Consider the following 13,672-nt stretch of genomic DNA (forward strand, 5'->3'; position numbering starts at 1 on the left):
CTCTTATACAATCTCCTGAATATTGAACAAATGATAATAATTCCCCTGCTTTTTCATCAATTCTTCATGGCTGCCGATCTCCACGATTTCTCCATGCTCCAGCAGAACGATTCTGCTTGCATGGGTAATCGTAGACAATCGGTGTGCCACAACAAATGTCGTTCGGTTAGCTGCGAGACGCTCAAGCGATTCCTGAATCAGATGTTCACTTTCCAGGTCCAATGCTGAAGTTGCCTCATCCATCACAAGGATAGGAGGGTTTTTCAGAAATACCCGGGCAATCGCCACACGCTGCTTCTGTCCGCCCGAGAGCTTCACTCCCCGCTCTCCCACCTTCGTTTCATAGCCCTCAGGCAGGTTGGAGATGAAATCATGGGCATTTGCCGCTTTTGCCGCTTCGATGATCTCTTCCATTGTCGCATCCGGCTTTCCGAGCGCGATGTTTTCGCGAACAGAATCACTGAACAGAATATTGTCCTGTAGCACAATTCCGATCTGTTTCCGAAGCGACTGGACCGTTACATCACGGATATCCACTCCATCGAGTTCGATGGAACCCTCCGTCACATCGTAGAATCTAGGAAGCAGGCTGACCAGGGTCGACTTTCCGCCGCCGCTCATGCCGACAAGGGCGATTGTTTCCCCTTCATCGACCTGCAAATTGATATTCTTCAGCACATAAGGCTCTTTTTCCTCATATCTAAAGGACACATTTTCAAAGCGGACATCCCCGCGTGCAGTCTTGCTTTCTTTTGCATCAGTCTTATTGGTGATGTCATATTTCTCATCCGCAAATTCAAAGACACGATCCATGGAAGCAAGTGACTGTGTTAATGTCGTCGACGAATTGATGAGACGTCTTAATGGATTGTAAAGGCGGTCAATATATGCCACAAACATGACCATCTCCCCGACTGTCAATCCGCCGTTGATTACCTGATAACCTGCATAGCCGATAACCAAAAGCGGTGCGATATCAGTGATCGTATTGACTACAGCAAATGTTTTGGCGTTCCAGCTTGTATGTACAAGGGCTTTTGTCAGGAAATTACTGTTCTGCTTCTGAAATTGCTCTTGCTCATAGTCCTCGATGGCCATGCTTTGAATGACGGGCATTCCTTGGACCCTTTCATGCAGATGCCCTTGAACCTCGGCCAGTGCCTGGGAACGGACACGGGTCAATTCCCTTAGGCGGCTATAAAAGTACTTGATAGAAAATCCGTACAAAGGGAAGAGCATGATTGACACAAGTGTCAGGGTAAAGTCAACCTGGAACATGATGATTATAACGACAAGGATGGTAGCAAGGTCCAACCAAAAGTTCATCAATCCGGTAATGACAAAGTTCTTTGTTTGTTCCACATCATGAATGACACGTGAAATGATCTCACCTGCACGATTGTTTGAATAGAATCGCAGGCTTAGTCGCTGAATGTGATCAAACAGCTTGTCCCGCAAGTCATATAGGATTTTGCTCGCTGTCCATTGGGCGAAGTACTGTCTGTAATATTCTATTGGTGGTCGTAGTACAAGGAAGACTGCAAAAATCGATCCCATTATCAGGAGTAGTTCATTTGTCTTTTCCGTTGCGGATCTGCCATCTGTAAGTAAAATGTCGTCCACAATATATTTCAATAATAAAGGTATCAATAAGGGCAAACCGAATTTCATTAATCCTATTATAATGGTACCGACGATTTGCCACCGATACGGTTTGACAAATTTCATGTACCGTTTCACACTGCTCAAAGGTATTTCTCCTCCTTGAAAAAGCTCTTTCTCTCTAGTTTTTTCTATTGTGATCAATTCATCCAAATAAACACAAAAAAGGCATGGCAAGTGCAAAAAAACTTGTACCAGCCGCCTTTTCTTTCCTGCCATGCCTATTTATCCACGGTACGTTAAATAACGTTCATACCATAGGTCGATAAAGTCTGGTGCAAAAGGACCTTTTCTCTGACGTATCCACGAAATCAACGTGTTTACATTTGTCTTAAGGATTTTGTCAATGACATCTGGATATTTCATTTCATTGCGGTGCTTTTCATATTCATCCTCATCGAGCAAAATAAACGTCATATCCGGGAATACTTTAATATCCAGGTCATAATCAATATATTTAACCGCTTCATCATCTGCAATGAATGGTGAGCTGATATTGCAATAATAGTACACACCATCTTCTCTGATCATGCCAATGATGTTAAACCAATGTCTAGCATGGAAATAACAAATTGCAGGCTCCCTTGTCACCCAAGTTCTCCCGTCTGATTCCGTTACAATTGTTTTATCGTTTCCACCAATAACAAGGTTTTGCGTCCCTTTTAACACAGTAGTCTCATCCCACACCCTGTGAATGAGTCCGTTGTGCTTGTAACTATGTATTTGAATCGTTTCTCCTTCTTTGGGACAACCCATCCTTCTCCCCTTCTTTCATTTGTGCCGCCTCATCTCTAAAAAGCAACCTTTTCTATTATTATAACGGTAACTACCAGATTTTAAAACAAAAGAGCCATCTTTCTATGAGAGAAGATGCCCCTTTTTGAATATTATTCACGCTTTTCATAAAAATTTTACAGAATCGTGCCACGATTTCAGCTTAATTCCTGAAAATGGTAGGATTTTATCGCTTCCTCTGTCTGATTTTCAAATACCAACTGAATGTCCCTCAAATCCTTTTTCATCTGCGCAATATCAGCTTTGAGCTCCCTCAGTTTATTGGCCGCTTCCTGAATATCATTAAGCTGGCGCTCCACCTTCTGGCACCGTTCTATCTCAGACTGCAAATACAGCAGCCTATCCATCGTCTTCAACTGCTCCGCCACCGCCAAATCAAACCTATCCATGCTCATGCCTCCCACCTTAATTCTCCTCCTATGTATCATTCTTCCCCCACCCCTCAAACCCTTTGACAACATCTGTAGACACAACAGAACTTTTGTCGATATAAAAAAATATTAAAATTTAAAAAATATAAAATGGGGGCCAGACCCCGGCAGGAATTTTCCACTCGACCACGAAGAAAGGCACTCCGCATCGGTATGATAAGGAGTGCCTTGGTGTTACATATTAAGAGTTTTGTTGGTTTTGTTGGTTTTTTTGAGCTTGAGATTGAGCGTTTTGTTGTCTTACTTGTTGAGCGTTAGTTTCGCTCGCGAACTCAGCACCATACTGTTGTTGTTGGTTTTGAGAAGCGTTTTGTTGTTTCACATGTTGTACGCTCGTACCAGATGCAGTTTTACCTGCTTGGTTTTGTTGGTTGTTGTTTGCCATTGTTTATCACCTCCACGGAATATAAGATAACCAAGAGGCGATAAAACTATGTCAAAAAATTTAAAAATTCTTTTAGTATATTTTTAGACGAGTAGGGACCTTCCTCCGTCCACAATGATTGTCTGGCCACGAATCATGCTTGCTTGGTCTGATAAAAGGAACAATACGGTGTTAACCAGATCTTCCGGCTCCACCATTCGCCCGGCAGGTGTATTTTTCTTTGCATCCTCCAATAATTCTTCACGGTTCGGGAAATGCTTCAGCGCATCCGTATCCACCGCTCCACCGGAAACAGCATTGACTACAATATTCTTGTCTGCCAGTTCAACAGCCAGGTAACGGGTCAGTGCTTCAATGGCCGCTTTGGACACACCAACAGTTGTGTAGTTCTTTAAATAGCGGATGGAACCCAATGAACTGATGCTGACGATTTTCCCGCCTCCGACAGCTTCCATGCGCTTAGCAGCTTCCTGTGCGAGGAAAAGGAGGGCCTTGGAGTTGATATTCATGGTCCAATCCCAGTGAGATTCCTCCAGCTCCATCACATGACGAAGAACGCCGGATGCTGCATTGCTCACCAATAGGTCGAGGCGACCAAACTCCTCATCGATCTTCACAAACATTTCTTTTATTTTCTCTGGCTGTCCTACGTTAGCTTTGACAGTCAGGGCTTTCACACCCAGCTGTTCAATTTCTGTTGCCGTTTCCTGAGCAGCCGTTTTACTGCGGTTATAGTTGATCACAATGTTATAGCCCTGCTTTGCCAGCTCAAGGGCAATCTTTTTCCCTATTCCTCTACTGCTTCCTGTAACTAAAGCAACTTTTTCAGTCATATACCATGCACTCCTTTATGTAAAAAACTTACGTAATATCTTTCAGTATAGTCTTATTTGTTTCATCGAACAATAAAGGGGTAGAGTTTTTATAAAGAGGAACATAAAAGATTCTCATCCAAAGAGGAGGGACAAACCATGTACGTAGGCAGAGACATGACCGAATTATCCATGATGGCAAAAAAGGAATGGAAGGACAGCGAGTTGGCTTATTTCCACCACTCCCTACAGCAGATGGTTCCATATTTGAATGTGGAAGGACAGAGCATTCATCGCGAAATTGTTGAAGAAATCGAAGCACGCGGCGGTTTGACTCGGAATGAAGCGGATTATACGCATGGAACGAGAATGAGCTACGATTGAGCAACTTGTTGGTAGATAACGGCGGGCATAAATTGTTGCAAATGAGTGTTCGCCGTGACACCCTACACCTTCTAGCGATTCCACTTCCCCCCAAAAAAAGACCCGCCCCATCAAAAGGCAGATCCTCAAAAAATCACTTCTTATATTCCTTCCACATGTTCTGATGTGAGACCGGGAAGGCATATTCCAGCATCTCTTCCTCTGTAACGAGCACGACATCCTTGCGATCCGCTGGCGGGGTTCCATGAAACGTGCCAACATACACATTGATATCCCACACCAGATGGGTAAATACATGGCGGATATCACAGAGGTAATCCCCCATTTCCACGTCCAGACCATACTCGGTCTTCATCAGACTTTCAAGTTGTTGCTTGGTAGTACCCAGCTCGTCCAATTTAATAAAGTTCGGAAACACCCATAAGTTTGCTAGTAGCCCTTCACTAGGCCTTTTATGAATCAAATATTGACCTTCTTCATTTTTGAAAATTCCAGCTACGAGAGATACCTGTTTTGCAGATTTTTTCTTGGACTTAATCGGAAGCTCCCTCTGAACTCCCTCGTGAAATGCCCGGCAATGCTCCTGCACCGGACAAAGCATACAGGACGGTGATGTCGGCGTACAGACCATCGCACCGAGTTCCATCAGCCCCTGGTTAAAGAATGATGGATTATCGCGGGAAATCATGTCCCTGATAACCGCTTCAAACAGCTTTCGCGTTTTCGGCTTGGCGATATCCTCCCTGATGTGCAGCACACGAGAAAGTACCCTCATGACATTCCCATCAACAGCCGGCTCCGGCACTCCATAGGCGATGCTCAATATCGCACCTGTCGTATATGGTCCAACACCTTTTAAGGTAGAAATTTCTGCAGCATTATTCGGGACGACTCCACCATAGCTTTCGTAGACCTCCCGAACCGCACTCTGAAGATTTCTCGCGCGCGAGTAGTATCCCAATCCCTCCCAAGCCTTAAGCACCTTATCCTCAGCAGCGTTCGCTAAACTTTCAATGTTTGGGAACTGCTCAATAAAGGAATTAAAATAAGGAATGACCGTATCTACCTTTGTTTGCTGGAGCATGATTTCGGAAACCCATACCTTATAGGGATCCTGATCCTTTCTCCATGGCAGATCACGTTGTTCCTGAATGAACCAATTGATAAGATCGTTGCGAAAGCCGTCAATCTCAAAACCCTTAAGCAACTCGTGTTGTGTTTGTTTGTTATCCAAAATAAACCTCCGGGATTAGCTTATAATTTTTAAACCGATGTATTGTATCGCACCTCTTCTTGTATCCATACATTGTGCGAGATCATGGAATATACCATCACTTGCCGAAGCCCTCAGCTCCTTCATTGCAAAATAATGGGACTCGGTCGGCAATAGAAAAGTTTCCGTATAATAAGTGTGGCCACCGTTCTTGTACGATATTTTCGTCCAGCGAATCTCTTGGGCACCAAGTTCTTTCATGACACCAATGACATTTTTCATCGTCGCTTCATATTTTTGTATGACAGTATCTTTTATAGGATATTCGATGAAAATTTGCAACGGTTTTGTTACCATGTTTGAAAACACCCCTTTTGATTAACAATAAAAGAAAAGAATGTTCGTTCAGCTTCAGCAAGGATAAAATCACACAATAAAGGAGGCCGACCATTGGATACTGGAACACATGTGGTGATGGGAATAGCACTTGGATCCATGGCGACCATCGATCCATATGTTGCAAGCAATCCCGAAACAGCTACAGCGATAATGATTGGAGCTATCATCGGGTCGCAGGCTCCTGACATGGATACCATTCTTAAATTAAAAAACAATGCAAAATATATACGAAATCACCGTGGCATCACACATTCCATCCCGGCAGTTTGCCTTTGGCCGCTTGGGATTACTGCTGGAATCTATGCATTCATCCCACAAGCGGATTTGCTCTATCTATGGATTTGGACATTTATAGCCGTTATCCTGCATGTTTTTGTCGACATTTTCAACGCTTATGGGACACAGGCGCTCCGTCCTTTTACACACAAGTGGGTGGCGCTTGGAATCATCAATACATTTGATCCGATAATCTTCAGTCTGCATATTGTAGGATTTATACTGTGGGGATTCGGTTTTCATCCAGGCTACACCTTCCTGGTGATCTACATCATACTTGTCGGATATTATGTGCTTAGGTACTGGATGCAGCAAAGGGTGATCCAGCAGGTGCGGAAAGTGATTCCGAACATGACTAATACCATTATCTCGCCTACACTGTATTTCAATCAATGGCATTTGGCGATTACTGCAAAAGATAACTTCTATGTGGCCCGTGCGGTGAAGAATCAAATCATCATTCATGATACATTTGAAAAGGTGCCTTTACCGGAGACTGCCGTCATCGAGGCGGCAAAATTCGATGACAACGTCTCGGCCTTCCTATCCTTCTCCCCTGTCTATCGATGGGAAATGGAGGAATTCTCGGATCATTACGAAGTCCGCTTTATCGATCTTCGCTATCGAAGCAAGGACTACTATCCTTTCGTTGCAGTGGTACAGCTCGACCTGGATCTCCATATAGTCAGCTCCTACACAGGTTGGATATTCAGCGAAGATAAGCTCAGAGAGAAACTGGAGATTATTCCAAATTAAAAAGAATGACCCGATCCTTCTCATTCCAGGATCGGGTATTTATTAATGGGAAATCGAATCTCCCTCATCTTCGAGCAAATGCTTGTACTTCGGATTTGTCGAAAGGAACTCATGAAGCGTCTCACCGTGACGTTCAATGATCCCCGCCACCATTCTTTCAGTCATTTCTTTTCCTTTATATTCGTATCCGGCTTTTGCATAAGTACTTTCAAAATCCTCCCACAAAAGCTCGACCCACGTACGGGCCTTTTCATACGTCAACGCAGGATTCTTCGCCAAAAGCTGCTCTGCCAGGCGCTCAAAATATTCTTCCAATAAAAACACCTCTTCTGGTTTCATTTGACTGTCCCTATCATCACATATTTCGGGGGTGAAAATCCAATATTAATGATAGGGGCCTGACCCTCACCGCTTTAAAGCGCTAAGAGGGTCAGGCCCCTACCTAAAGGGAGGCGATACGATTGAGGAACAAAGCAAGGAACTTTCCTAACCCGAATGACAATAAGTTTGAAGGGGAAGGCAGAGCAAAAGCGGAGTTTGCATCTAAACGCGCGAACGGGACGATCAACACACATCCTCAAGAGAGAATGCGTGCGTCCGGCGCAAGGGAAGATGGCACCTATTAGATTTCTTCTATCTTAGGAGGGACTTAGCATGGGCAAACAATCAGGTAGAGCCTTTTATAACAATCAATCCGCAACAAAAGCAAATCCGTTTCCACAGCCTTTTGCGAGCGTAAAGCATGCGTATAACCAAGTTAATGGCCAGACCACACAGGCCCAAAATACGCAGATCTTGGAAGTTCAGACTCGCAAAAGATCTTGACAGTAGGCTCTTTTCGTAAAGTTTGTTGCTTTTGTCCTTGTTATAAGAACAAAAAATTCAAATAAGAAAAAAGCGAGCAAACCGGAAAAGAGCACGAAAGTAAAGTATGTTGCATGTGTATGTTGCATACGTCTAAAGCAACAATGTATGCGAAAACAGCATAACAGTAAAAGAGTAGCAAAAGGGGCATATCCCCTCTCTGCTACTCTTTTTTCATTAACATCGATATAGGAAGGCCCTCTTCTTCCCTGCTGACCACGTCTCCGCGAACTCTGTGCCCCCATGCAAACACACCGTTCATATAATCTATTTCAAAGAATACACCCGGGTCTCCTTCGATTTCGTACATCTCTCCGGACTTGTAGTCATCCGGATTAAGCATATATGCTTTTGCCATTGTTATCTTTCGTTCGAGTACGGCAAATTCATTGACTATGCCGAGTTGCTCCGCTTTTCTCGCCTTTTCCTTCAATGTTGAAATCTCCTGATGCAGTTCATGCGGTGTCATTTGACTATAGCGTTTATCCTGTTCCACTTGCTTTCCCCCTACATTTTCTATATAAAGTAAGAATAGCACGGTTATATGGCAAAACAAAGCGAAATTGCCTCAGAAGGATTTTACAAAGAGGAGTGTTGCACAACATGAAAACCATTCTAATTACAGGTTCCGGGACAGGATTAGGGAAAGAGCTGGCCCTTGAATATGCAAAAAAAGGGTATAAGATTATCCTGACAGGAAGACGGGAAGCTCCTTTAAAAGAGGTACAACAGCTTATCCATCAAGAGGGCGGCCATGCGGAGGTCTTCACCCTTGACCTGACAAAGCATGAATCTGTCCAAAAGACAGTTTCCGCTATAATAAAAAATCATTCTATATCCTTTCTTATCAATAATGCCGGCGCAGGCTGCTTTGGTCCTTTATCGGAGCTTTCAATAGAAGACATCGACCTTGCCTTACAGACCAATGTTTTCGGCACCATCTACCTGACAAAAGAACTTCTTCCTCACCTATTGGAACAGAACGAGCCAAAGATCATGAACATCATCTCGACTGCAGGCCAAAAAGGGAAGGTCAATGAAAGCGTATATGTAGCAAGCAAGTTCGCTGTACGCGGCTTTACCGAGAGTCTTCAAAAGGAGCTCGAAGGCAAGGTTACTGTTACAGCAACTTATATGGGAGGTATGGACACGCCATTCTGGGATGAAACCGACCACATTAAGGACAAGTCACGCCTGAAATCACCACAGCAAGTGGCCGAGATTATCATCAGTCAGGACAGTCAGTTTGAGATTAATGTGTAAGGAATCTAAAGCCTAATACTTACAAAAAGGTCTTCATCGGTGAGATGAAGACCTACTCGTAATTATTCAGCCGCTTCATTTTCCTCCAGCCATCGATCAATCAAATCCATTGTAAAGCCCTTGCGATAGAGGGCTCCCTTCATTTTCATCTTATAATCATAGCCCTCAAGCTTTGCATATTTGCGATGATATTTTTCCGCCTGTTTACTAAGCGCGTCCCATTCTTCCGAATCATCCTCATCAAGGGAAGCCTCCTCTATGGCCACCTTGATGACAGAAAAAGAATAGCCCTTTCTCATTAATGCCTGCTCCACCTTCTGTATCATAATCTTAAAGGCATCGTTTTTATATTTCGGGCTGTATTTATGAACCAATTTTATCGCATGCTCAAGTTCTTCTTCTTCACTGTATTCCACCAGGGCGTCTTCTATTGTATTTTTTGCCACCCCTTTTTCCACCAACTCCTGTGAAATGACCTGTCTTCCCTTTAACGTGGTCTGGACTTGGGTCCGGACATAGGCAACGGCAAATTCTGCATCATTCAAATAGCTCTGCTCCTTCAGCTTGGCGATGATTTCCTTTATGACAAACGGTTCGATTTCCTTTTCCTTCAGATACACCTCTATCTCCTTCTCCGTTCTCATGCGGAAGGAAAGATAATGTACAGCTGAAAGATATGCCTTATTGATCTGGTCGCTGTAAAGAATTTCTTCTATATCTAGCTCATCGAGTTCTTTTCCTTTTACAAGCTGGAACTTCAGTAGGGTCGACTCGTATATGGCAAATGCGTATTCTTCATCGAGGAAGATATTGAACCGTTCCTTGTTTTTTTGTTGGACCGATATTTTCGTTATTTTTTGCATAAGGTTCACCTCGTTTTGTTATGTAGCACATTGGTACGTATTGAATAAAGGATATTTAGGGAAAAGAACTAATAGTATAAGTAAGATATTTTCACGAGAGGATGAATTGCATGAAGATCGCGATTGCAGGCGGAACTGGCCTTGTAGGATCAGCCTTGACGGACTATTTAGTGGAAAAGGGACATCATCTATATATTCTAACGCGAAACAGCTCGAATAAAAAGCAAAAACCTCAAGTACGGTTCGTGGAGTGGCTAAAAGATGGCACCACTCCGGAAAAAGAATTGGAAGGAGTCGAGGCTTTTGTCAATCTGGCTGGTGAATCCATCAACAACGGACGCTGGACCGATGATCAAAAACGCAGAATTGTCGAGAGCAGAATCAGCTCCACCAAGGAAATTAACCGTATAATCGACTCACTTGTCGAGAAACCGGGAGTCCTGGTCAACGCAAGTGCCATCGGTTATTACGGAAACAGCGAACACAAAACCTTTACTGAAAGTGATACCACACCAGGATCCGGCTTTTTGGCATCAACTGTCCTTGCGTGGGAAAAGGAAGCGGAGCATGCCAGGCAGCTTGGAGTGAGAACCGCCTTTACCCGATTCGGTATTGTATTGGATAAAGAGGAAGGCGCCCTTCCGAAAATGCTGCTCCCTTATAAAATGTTTGTTGGCGGGAAAATTGGAACTGGAGAGCAATGGATGTCATGGGTGCACATCCAGGATGTTGTCGGTGCGATTGCTTTCTGTCTTGAAAACAAGGAAATGGATGGCCCCGTAAATGTTACGGCTCCATCACCGATGAAAATGAAGGATTTCGGGAAAACACTTGGGAAAGTGATGGGCCGTCCGCATTGGTTCCCTACTCCCGGCTTTGCTCTTAAAATCGCTCTAGGTGAGATGAGTGAGCTTGTGTTGGAGGGTCAGAAAGTGCTGCCGGTAAAACTGGAGCAGCACGGCTATAAATTCTTTTATATTCATCTTGATGAGGCTCTGTCCGACATATTACAATCAAAATAAAGACAAAAAAGTAGGAGCTTCATAATGAATATAGTTATTTTTAAGCACGCAACCGTTTATCCGATCACCTCACCGCCTTTATATGATACAGATGTGAGAGTCGAAAACGGTAAGATAATGGAGATAGGAATTGGTTTACCGGTCCCACCTGATGGGGTAGTAATTGATTGTAAGGGGAAGTATCTGTTCCCTGGCTTCATTGATGTCCATACCCACCTTGGCCTTTATGATGAAGGAACGGGCTGGGCCGGCAATGATGCCAATGAAACCATCGAGCCGCTTACTCCCCATATTCGGGCATTGGACGGTGTTCATCCCCTTGATCAAGGGTTCCAAGACGCGATCCAGGCAGGAGTGACGACCGTTCACATCATGCCGGGTAGCGCCAATGTAATCGGCGGCACCACCTCTGTTATCAAAACACGGGGTGTTAATATTCAAAAGATGCTGATGAAGGAAACTGCCGGGTTGAAGATTGCTTTCGGGGAAAATCCAAAGCGCATCCACAGTCACGGCAACAAGGATTCCATCACAAGAATGGGTATTATGGGCATGCTTCGGGAAGCCTTCCATCAGGCTAGGCACTACGATAATACGGATAACTTGCGCGTCAAGCCAATCATTATGGCATTGGAACGCAAGATTCCCGTAAAAATTCATGCACACAGAGCGGATGACATCATCTCCGGTATCCGTTTTGCAGAGGAATTCGATCTCAGATTTACGATTGAGCACTGTACAGAAGGGCATTTGATTGTAAATGAACTCAAAGACAGAAACTTGAGGGTCTGTGTCGGACCTACCCTTACCCGCAAGTCCAAGATCGAGCTGAAAAATAAAAGCTGGAAGACCTATCAAAGCCTTGCTGACAACGGTGTCGAGGTTTCCATTACCACCGACCATCCATATACTCCAGTTCAGTACTTGAATGTCTGTGCTGCCCTGGCAGTGAGAGAGGGCCTGGATGAGCAAAAAGCACTGGAAGGAATTACGATCACCGCTGCCAAAAACATTGATGTAGCGGACCGGGTCGGGAGCATCGAAAATGGCAAGGATGCCGATTTGGTCCTATGGTCCCATCACCCCTTCCAATTCCTCGCAAAGCCTGTCGTGACAATGGTTCAAGGTGAAATAATTTACCAAAAAATTTAACAAAAAAGTAGTATCTTTTTCAAATAAAATCGAGTATGATACGTAGGTAAACAAAATTAAATCAACTAACAATTTGTTTCTAAAATGTTAGGGAAGGCAAATGGTGCGCCACCAGTTTTATCTGGTTCTAGTGGGTTCGATTCCCACCCCGAAATTTTTTGTAATTTAAAAAATTTCGAGGGTGGGCCAGTCTTCACGGTACGTGACATTTCTGCCCTCAATTGGAGGGATAAGACATGCTTAAAAAACGTGATACTCACGAATCTCAGGCTCTTTATGACTTGATGGTGCACCCTGAAGTCTTCCCTTTTGTGCGTCAAAAAGCGTATTCCCACGATGAGTTTGTGTTCTTGACAAAGCAGACAATCGAAGCGGAAGAGCGCGGAGAATTGATTTCACGTACCATTCTTGATGAATGGGGCACTCCAATTGGGACAATCAATTTATTCGATGTACAGGACGGAGCAGGATTTCTTGGCACTTGGCTCGGCAAGCCATACCACGGCAAAGGTTACAATCAGATTGCAAAGGATCAGTTCTTTGATGAATTGTTCTATGAACTGGACATCCAATCCATTTTCATGCGCATCCGCAAGGTGAACATCCGATCCATGAAAGCTGCGGAAAAGCTACCCTATGTAGTCCTGGCTAACGAAACACGCCAAAGCCTCCTCGACGAAATCAACTGCGGCGAAGACATCTACAACCTATACGAAATCTCAAAAGATCTCTATACCCTATACAAAATGCGTACGCATCACGAAGTTGTCGAAGAACATCAGCTTCGCGAAGCTTAGTTGACCATAACGGGGCCTGACCCTCAACGCTTTAATGCGTTAGAGGATCAGGCCCCATTTTTACATTTTTTTAGTATATTTTCCCACACTTTAGAGGAAACTGTAGGTAGTACATATTCAAAGGAGGGTTTTGAAATGGCTGAAAAGAAACGTAAAGAAAGAGTGAAGAACTCATTAAGCAGCATGCAGGAAGTGACCTACTCCAGAGAATTCAAAGCGGCCGATCGCGTTGGCGGATATTCGCAGAAGCGCCGTTAATATTTGATATCAACCATTAACTCCCTCTTATCACACCAAAGTTTTTGGGTGAAGCTACAGTGGAGGACATGAAGGAATCTCCTTTTGTCCATCACCGTCTCTGGAGGGATTCGAATGGGCCGTTCACGTGGACACAAATCAGGTGGAAAGAATAAATCTTCTCTTCCACAAGTACCAAAAAACATGAAGACTGCAAACCAAGATGCCGAATTTGCTAGTGAACATGGCGCAGATAACGAGATTTTGGAAGCTCAAGCCCGTGCAGCAGCTGCCGGCATTAAACGCAACAGTAAAAAGGATACTTTCAAATAAGCAAGATGAAAGATTAAAGACGAAGGCA

The 13,672-nt window shown here is 44.0% G+C and carries 20 protein-coding genes; 10 read left to right on the forward strand and 10 right to left on the reverse strand.

From position 1 onward, the window contains the following. Nucleotides 1-3 precede the first annotated feature (3 nt). The 5 genes from ABN702_RS15005 to fabL all read right to left on the reverse strand — a co-directional run bounded on the left by ABN702_RS15005 (nucleotide 4) and on the right by fabL (nucleotide 4,106). Complete coding sequence (locus tag ABN702_RS15005) at nucleotides 4-1,749, reverse strand: ABC transporter ATP-binding protein (protein WP_417897589.1); 1,746 nt, start codon at nucleotides 1,747-1,749, stop codon at nucleotides 4-6. A 138-nt stretch (nucleotides 1,750-1,887) separates the two neighbouring features. After that, nucleotides 1,888-2,418 carry a DUF402 domain-containing protein gene (locus ABN702_RS15010; RefSeq protein ID WP_204414740.1) on the reverse strand — a complete coding sequence of 177 codons (531 nt, stop codon included), beginning with the start codon at nucleotides 2,416-2,418 and terminating at the stop codon, nucleotides 1,888-1,890. Nucleotides 2,419-2,594: 176 nt separating this feature from the next. Beyond that, nucleotides 2,595-2,846, reverse strand: a complete 252-nt coding sequence (locus tag ABN702_RS15015) for a YgaB family protein (protein ID WP_417897590.1) — start codon at nucleotides 2,844-2,846, stop codon at nucleotides 2,595-2,597. 223 nt (nucleotides 2,847-3,069) lie between these two features. Then, a complete protein-coding gene (locus tag ABN702_RS15020; protein ID WP_386643492.1) occupies nucleotides 3,070-3,273 on the reverse strand; it encodes a gamma-type small acid-soluble spore protein in 204 nt (67 codons plus the stop codon). Nucleotides 3,274-3,356: 83 nt separating this feature from the next. Beyond that, nucleotides 3,357-4,106 carry an enoyl-[acyl-carrier-protein] reductase FabL gene (fabL, locus tag ABN702_RS15025; RefSeq protein WP_417897591.1) on the reverse strand — a complete coding sequence of 250 codons (750 nt, stop codon included), beginning with the start codon at nucleotides 4,104-4,106 and terminating at the stop codon, nucleotides 3,357-3,359. Between the two features lie 138 nt (nucleotides 4,107-4,244). Between fabL and ABN702_RS15030 the strand changes: the two genes are divergently transcribed. Further along, on the forward strand, nucleotides 4,245-4,469 hold the full coding sequence (locus ABN702_RS15030) for a hypothetical protein (protein ID WP_417897592.1): 225 nt from the start codon (nucleotides 4,245-4,247) through the stop codon (nucleotides 4,467-4,469). 133 nt (nucleotides 4,470-4,602) lie between these two features. On the opposite strand, the gene mutY is transcribed toward ABN702_RS15030, so the two are convergent. Together mutY and ABN702_RS15040 are read right to left on the reverse strand one after the other, a co-directional pair. After that, the gene (mutY, locus tag ABN702_RS15035) at nucleotides 4,603-5,703 is read right to left on the reverse strand and encodes an A/G-specific adenine glycosylase (protein WP_417897593.1); all 1,101 of its coding nucleotides are present in this window, start codon (nucleotides 5,701-5,703) and stop codon (nucleotides 4,603-4,605) included. A gap of 15 nt (nucleotides 5,704-5,718) precedes the next feature. Beyond that, nucleotides 5,719-6,039, reverse strand: a complete 321-nt coding sequence (locus ABN702_RS15040; protein ID WP_417897594.1) for a hypothetical protein — start codon at nucleotides 6,037-6,039, stop codon at nucleotides 5,719-5,721. A gap of 93 nt (nucleotides 6,040-6,132) precedes the next feature. On the opposite strand from ABN702_RS15040, the gene ABN702_RS15045 reads away from it, so the two are divergent. Then, on the forward strand, nucleotides 6,133-7,113 hold the full coding sequence (locus tag ABN702_RS15045; RefSeq protein ID WP_417897595.1) for a metal-dependent hydrolase: 981 nt from the start codon (nucleotides 6,133-6,135) through the stop codon (nucleotides 7,111-7,113). A gap of 42 nt (nucleotides 7,114-7,155) precedes the next feature. On the opposite strand, the gene ABN702_RS15050 is transcribed toward ABN702_RS15045, so the two are convergent. Next, on the reverse strand, nucleotides 7,156-7,452 hold the full coding sequence (locus ABN702_RS15050) for a YfhJ family protein (RefSeq protein WP_417897596.1): 297 nt from the start codon (nucleotides 7,450-7,452) through the stop codon (nucleotides 7,156-7,158). A 122-nt stretch (nucleotides 7,453-7,574) separates the two neighbouring features. Here ABN702_RS15050 and ABN702_RS15055 point away from each other — a divergent pair, with 122 nt between their 5' ends. Both ABN702_RS15055 and ABN702_RS15060 read left to right on the forward strand, forming a co-directional pair. Beyond that, nucleotides 7,575-7,739, forward strand: coding sequence for a small, acid-soluble spore protein K (locus ABN702_RS15055; RefSeq protein WP_417897597.1), 165 nt, complete (start codon nucleotides 7,575-7,577; stop codon nucleotides 7,737-7,739). A gap of 28 nt (nucleotides 7,740-7,767) precedes the next feature. After that, nucleotides 7,768-7,938 carry a YpzG family protein gene (locus tag ABN702_RS15060; RefSeq protein WP_204414752.1) on the forward strand — a complete coding sequence of 57 codons (171 nt, stop codon included), beginning with the start codon at nucleotides 7,768-7,770 and terminating at the stop codon, nucleotides 7,936-7,938. A 202-nt stretch (nucleotides 7,939-8,140) separates the two neighbouring features. On the opposite strand, the gene ABN702_RS15065 is transcribed toward ABN702_RS15060, so the two are convergent. After that, nucleotides 8,141-8,473, reverse strand: a complete 333-nt coding sequence (locus ABN702_RS15065) for a YfhH family protein (protein ID WP_417897598.1) — start codon at nucleotides 8,471-8,473, stop codon at nucleotides 8,141-8,143. A 107-nt stretch (nucleotides 8,474-8,580) separates the two neighbouring features. On the opposite strand from ABN702_RS15065, the gene ABN702_RS15070 reads away from it, so the two are divergent. Continuing rightward, complete coding sequence (locus tag ABN702_RS15070; RefSeq protein WP_417897599.1) at nucleotides 8,581-9,240, forward strand: SDR family NAD(P)-dependent oxidoreductase; 660 nt, start codon at nucleotides 8,581-8,583, stop codon at nucleotides 9,238-9,240. 62 nt (nucleotides 9,241-9,302) lie between these two features. Here the strand turns inward: ABN702_RS15070 and recX are convergent, their stop codons facing one another. Beyond that, nucleotides 9,303-10,103: a recombination regulator RecX gene (gene recX / locus ABN702_RS15075; protein ID WP_417897600.1), complete on the reverse strand. Its 801-nt coding sequence runs from the start codon at nucleotides 10,101-10,103 to the stop codon at nucleotides 9,303-9,305. Nucleotides 10,104-10,213: 110 nt separating this feature from the next. Between recX and ABN702_RS15080 the strand changes: the two genes are divergently transcribed. The 5 genes from ABN702_RS15080 to ABN702_RS15100 all read left to right on the forward strand — a co-directional run bounded on the left by ABN702_RS15080 (nucleotide 10,214) and on the right by ABN702_RS15100 (nucleotide 13,644). After that, on the forward strand, nucleotides 10,214-11,125 hold the full coding sequence (locus tag ABN702_RS15080; protein WP_417897601.1) for a TIGR01777 family oxidoreductase: 912 nt from the start codon (nucleotides 10,214-10,216) through the stop codon (nucleotides 11,123-11,125). Between the two features lie 24 nt (nucleotides 11,126-11,149). Further along, complete coding sequence (locus tag ABN702_RS15085) at nucleotides 11,150-12,277, forward strand: amidohydrolase (protein WP_417897602.1); 1,128 nt, start codon at nucleotides 11,150-11,152, stop codon at nucleotides 12,275-12,277. 236 nt (nucleotides 12,278-12,513) lie between these two features. Then, nucleotides 12,514-13,074, forward strand: coding sequence for a GNAT family N-acetyltransferase (locus ABN702_RS15090; protein ID WP_417897603.1), 561 nt, complete (start codon nucleotides 12,514-12,516; stop codon nucleotides 13,072-13,074). 135 nt (nucleotides 13,075-13,209) lie between these two features. Beyond that, nucleotides 13,210-13,332 (forward strand): YfhE family protein, encoded by a 123-nt coding sequence (locus ABN702_RS15095; protein WP_417897604.1) that lies wholly within the window; start codon nucleotides 13,210-13,212, stop codon nucleotides 13,330-13,332. 114 nt (nucleotides 13,333-13,446) lie between these two features. Beyond that, a complete protein-coding gene (locus ABN702_RS15100) occupies nucleotides 13,447-13,644 on the forward strand; it encodes a YfhD family protein (RefSeq protein ID WP_417897605.1) in 198 nt (65 codons plus the stop codon). Nucleotides 13,645-13,672: the final 28 nt, after the last annotated feature.

It is taken from the genome of Bacillus haimaensis, from assembly GCF_048270625.1.
GTDB classification, from domain to species: domain Bacteria; phylum Bacillota; class Bacilli; order Bacillales; family Bacillaceae_I; genus Sutcliffiella_A; species Sutcliffiella_A haimaensis.

Coding starts and splice junctions, on each gene's coding strand:
- ABN702_RS15010 (WP_204414740.1), bottom strand. CDS start 2,418: ATGGGTTGTCCCAAAGAAGGAGAAACGATTCAAATACATAGTTACAAG.
- ABN702_RS15015 (WP_417897590.1), bottom strand. CDS start 2,846: ATGGATAGGTTTGATTTGGCGGTGGCGGAGCAGTTGAAGACGATGGAT.
- ABN702_RS15020 (WP_386643492.1), bottom strand. CDS start 3,273: ATGGCAAACAACAACCAACAAAACCAAGCAGGTAAAACTGCATCTGGT.
- fabL (WP_417897591.1), bottom strand. CDS start 4,106: ATGACTGAAAAAGTTGCTTTAGTTACAGGAAGCAGTAGAGGAATAGGG.
- ABN702_RS15030 (WP_417897592.1), top strand. CDS start 4,245: ATGTACGTAGGCAGAGACATGACCGAATTATCCATGATGGCAAAAAAG.
- ABN702_RS15040 (WP_417897594.1), bottom strand. CDS start 6,039: ATGGTAACAAAACCGTTGCAAATTTTCATCGAATATCCTATAAAAGAT.
- ABN702_RS15050 (WP_417897596.1), bottom strand. CDS start 7,452: ATGAAACCAGAAGAGGTGTTTTTATTGGAAGAATATTTTGAGCGCCTG.
- ABN702_RS15060 (WP_204414752.1), top strand. CDS start 7,768: ATGGGCAAACAATCAGGTAGAGCCTTTTATAACAATCAATCCGCAACA.
- ABN702_RS15070 (WP_417897599.1), top strand. CDS start 8,581: ATGAAAACCATTCTAATTACAGGTTCCGGGACAGGATTAGGGAAAGAG.
- recX (WP_417897600.1), bottom strand. CDS start 10,103: ATGCAAAAAATAACGAAAATATCGGTCCAACAAAAAAACAAGGAACGG.
- ABN702_RS15080 (WP_417897601.1), top strand. CDS start 10,214: ATGAAGATCGCGATTGCAGGCGGAACTGGCCTTGTAGGATCAGCCTTG.
- ABN702_RS15085 (WP_417897602.1), top strand. CDS start 11,150: ATGAATATAGTTATTTTTAAGCACGCAACCGTTTATCCGATCACCTCA.
- ABN702_RS15090 (WP_417897603.1), top strand. CDS start 12,514: ATGCTTAAAAAACGTGATACTCACGAATCTCAGGCTCTTTATGACTTG.
- ABN702_RS15095 (WP_417897604.1), top strand. CDS start 13,210: ATGGCTGAAAAGAAACGTAAAGAAAGAGTGAAGAACTCATTAAGCAGC.
- ABN702_RS15100 (WP_417897605.1), top strand. CDS start 13,447: ATGGGCCGTTCACGTGGACACAAATCAGGTGGAAAGAATAAATCTTCT.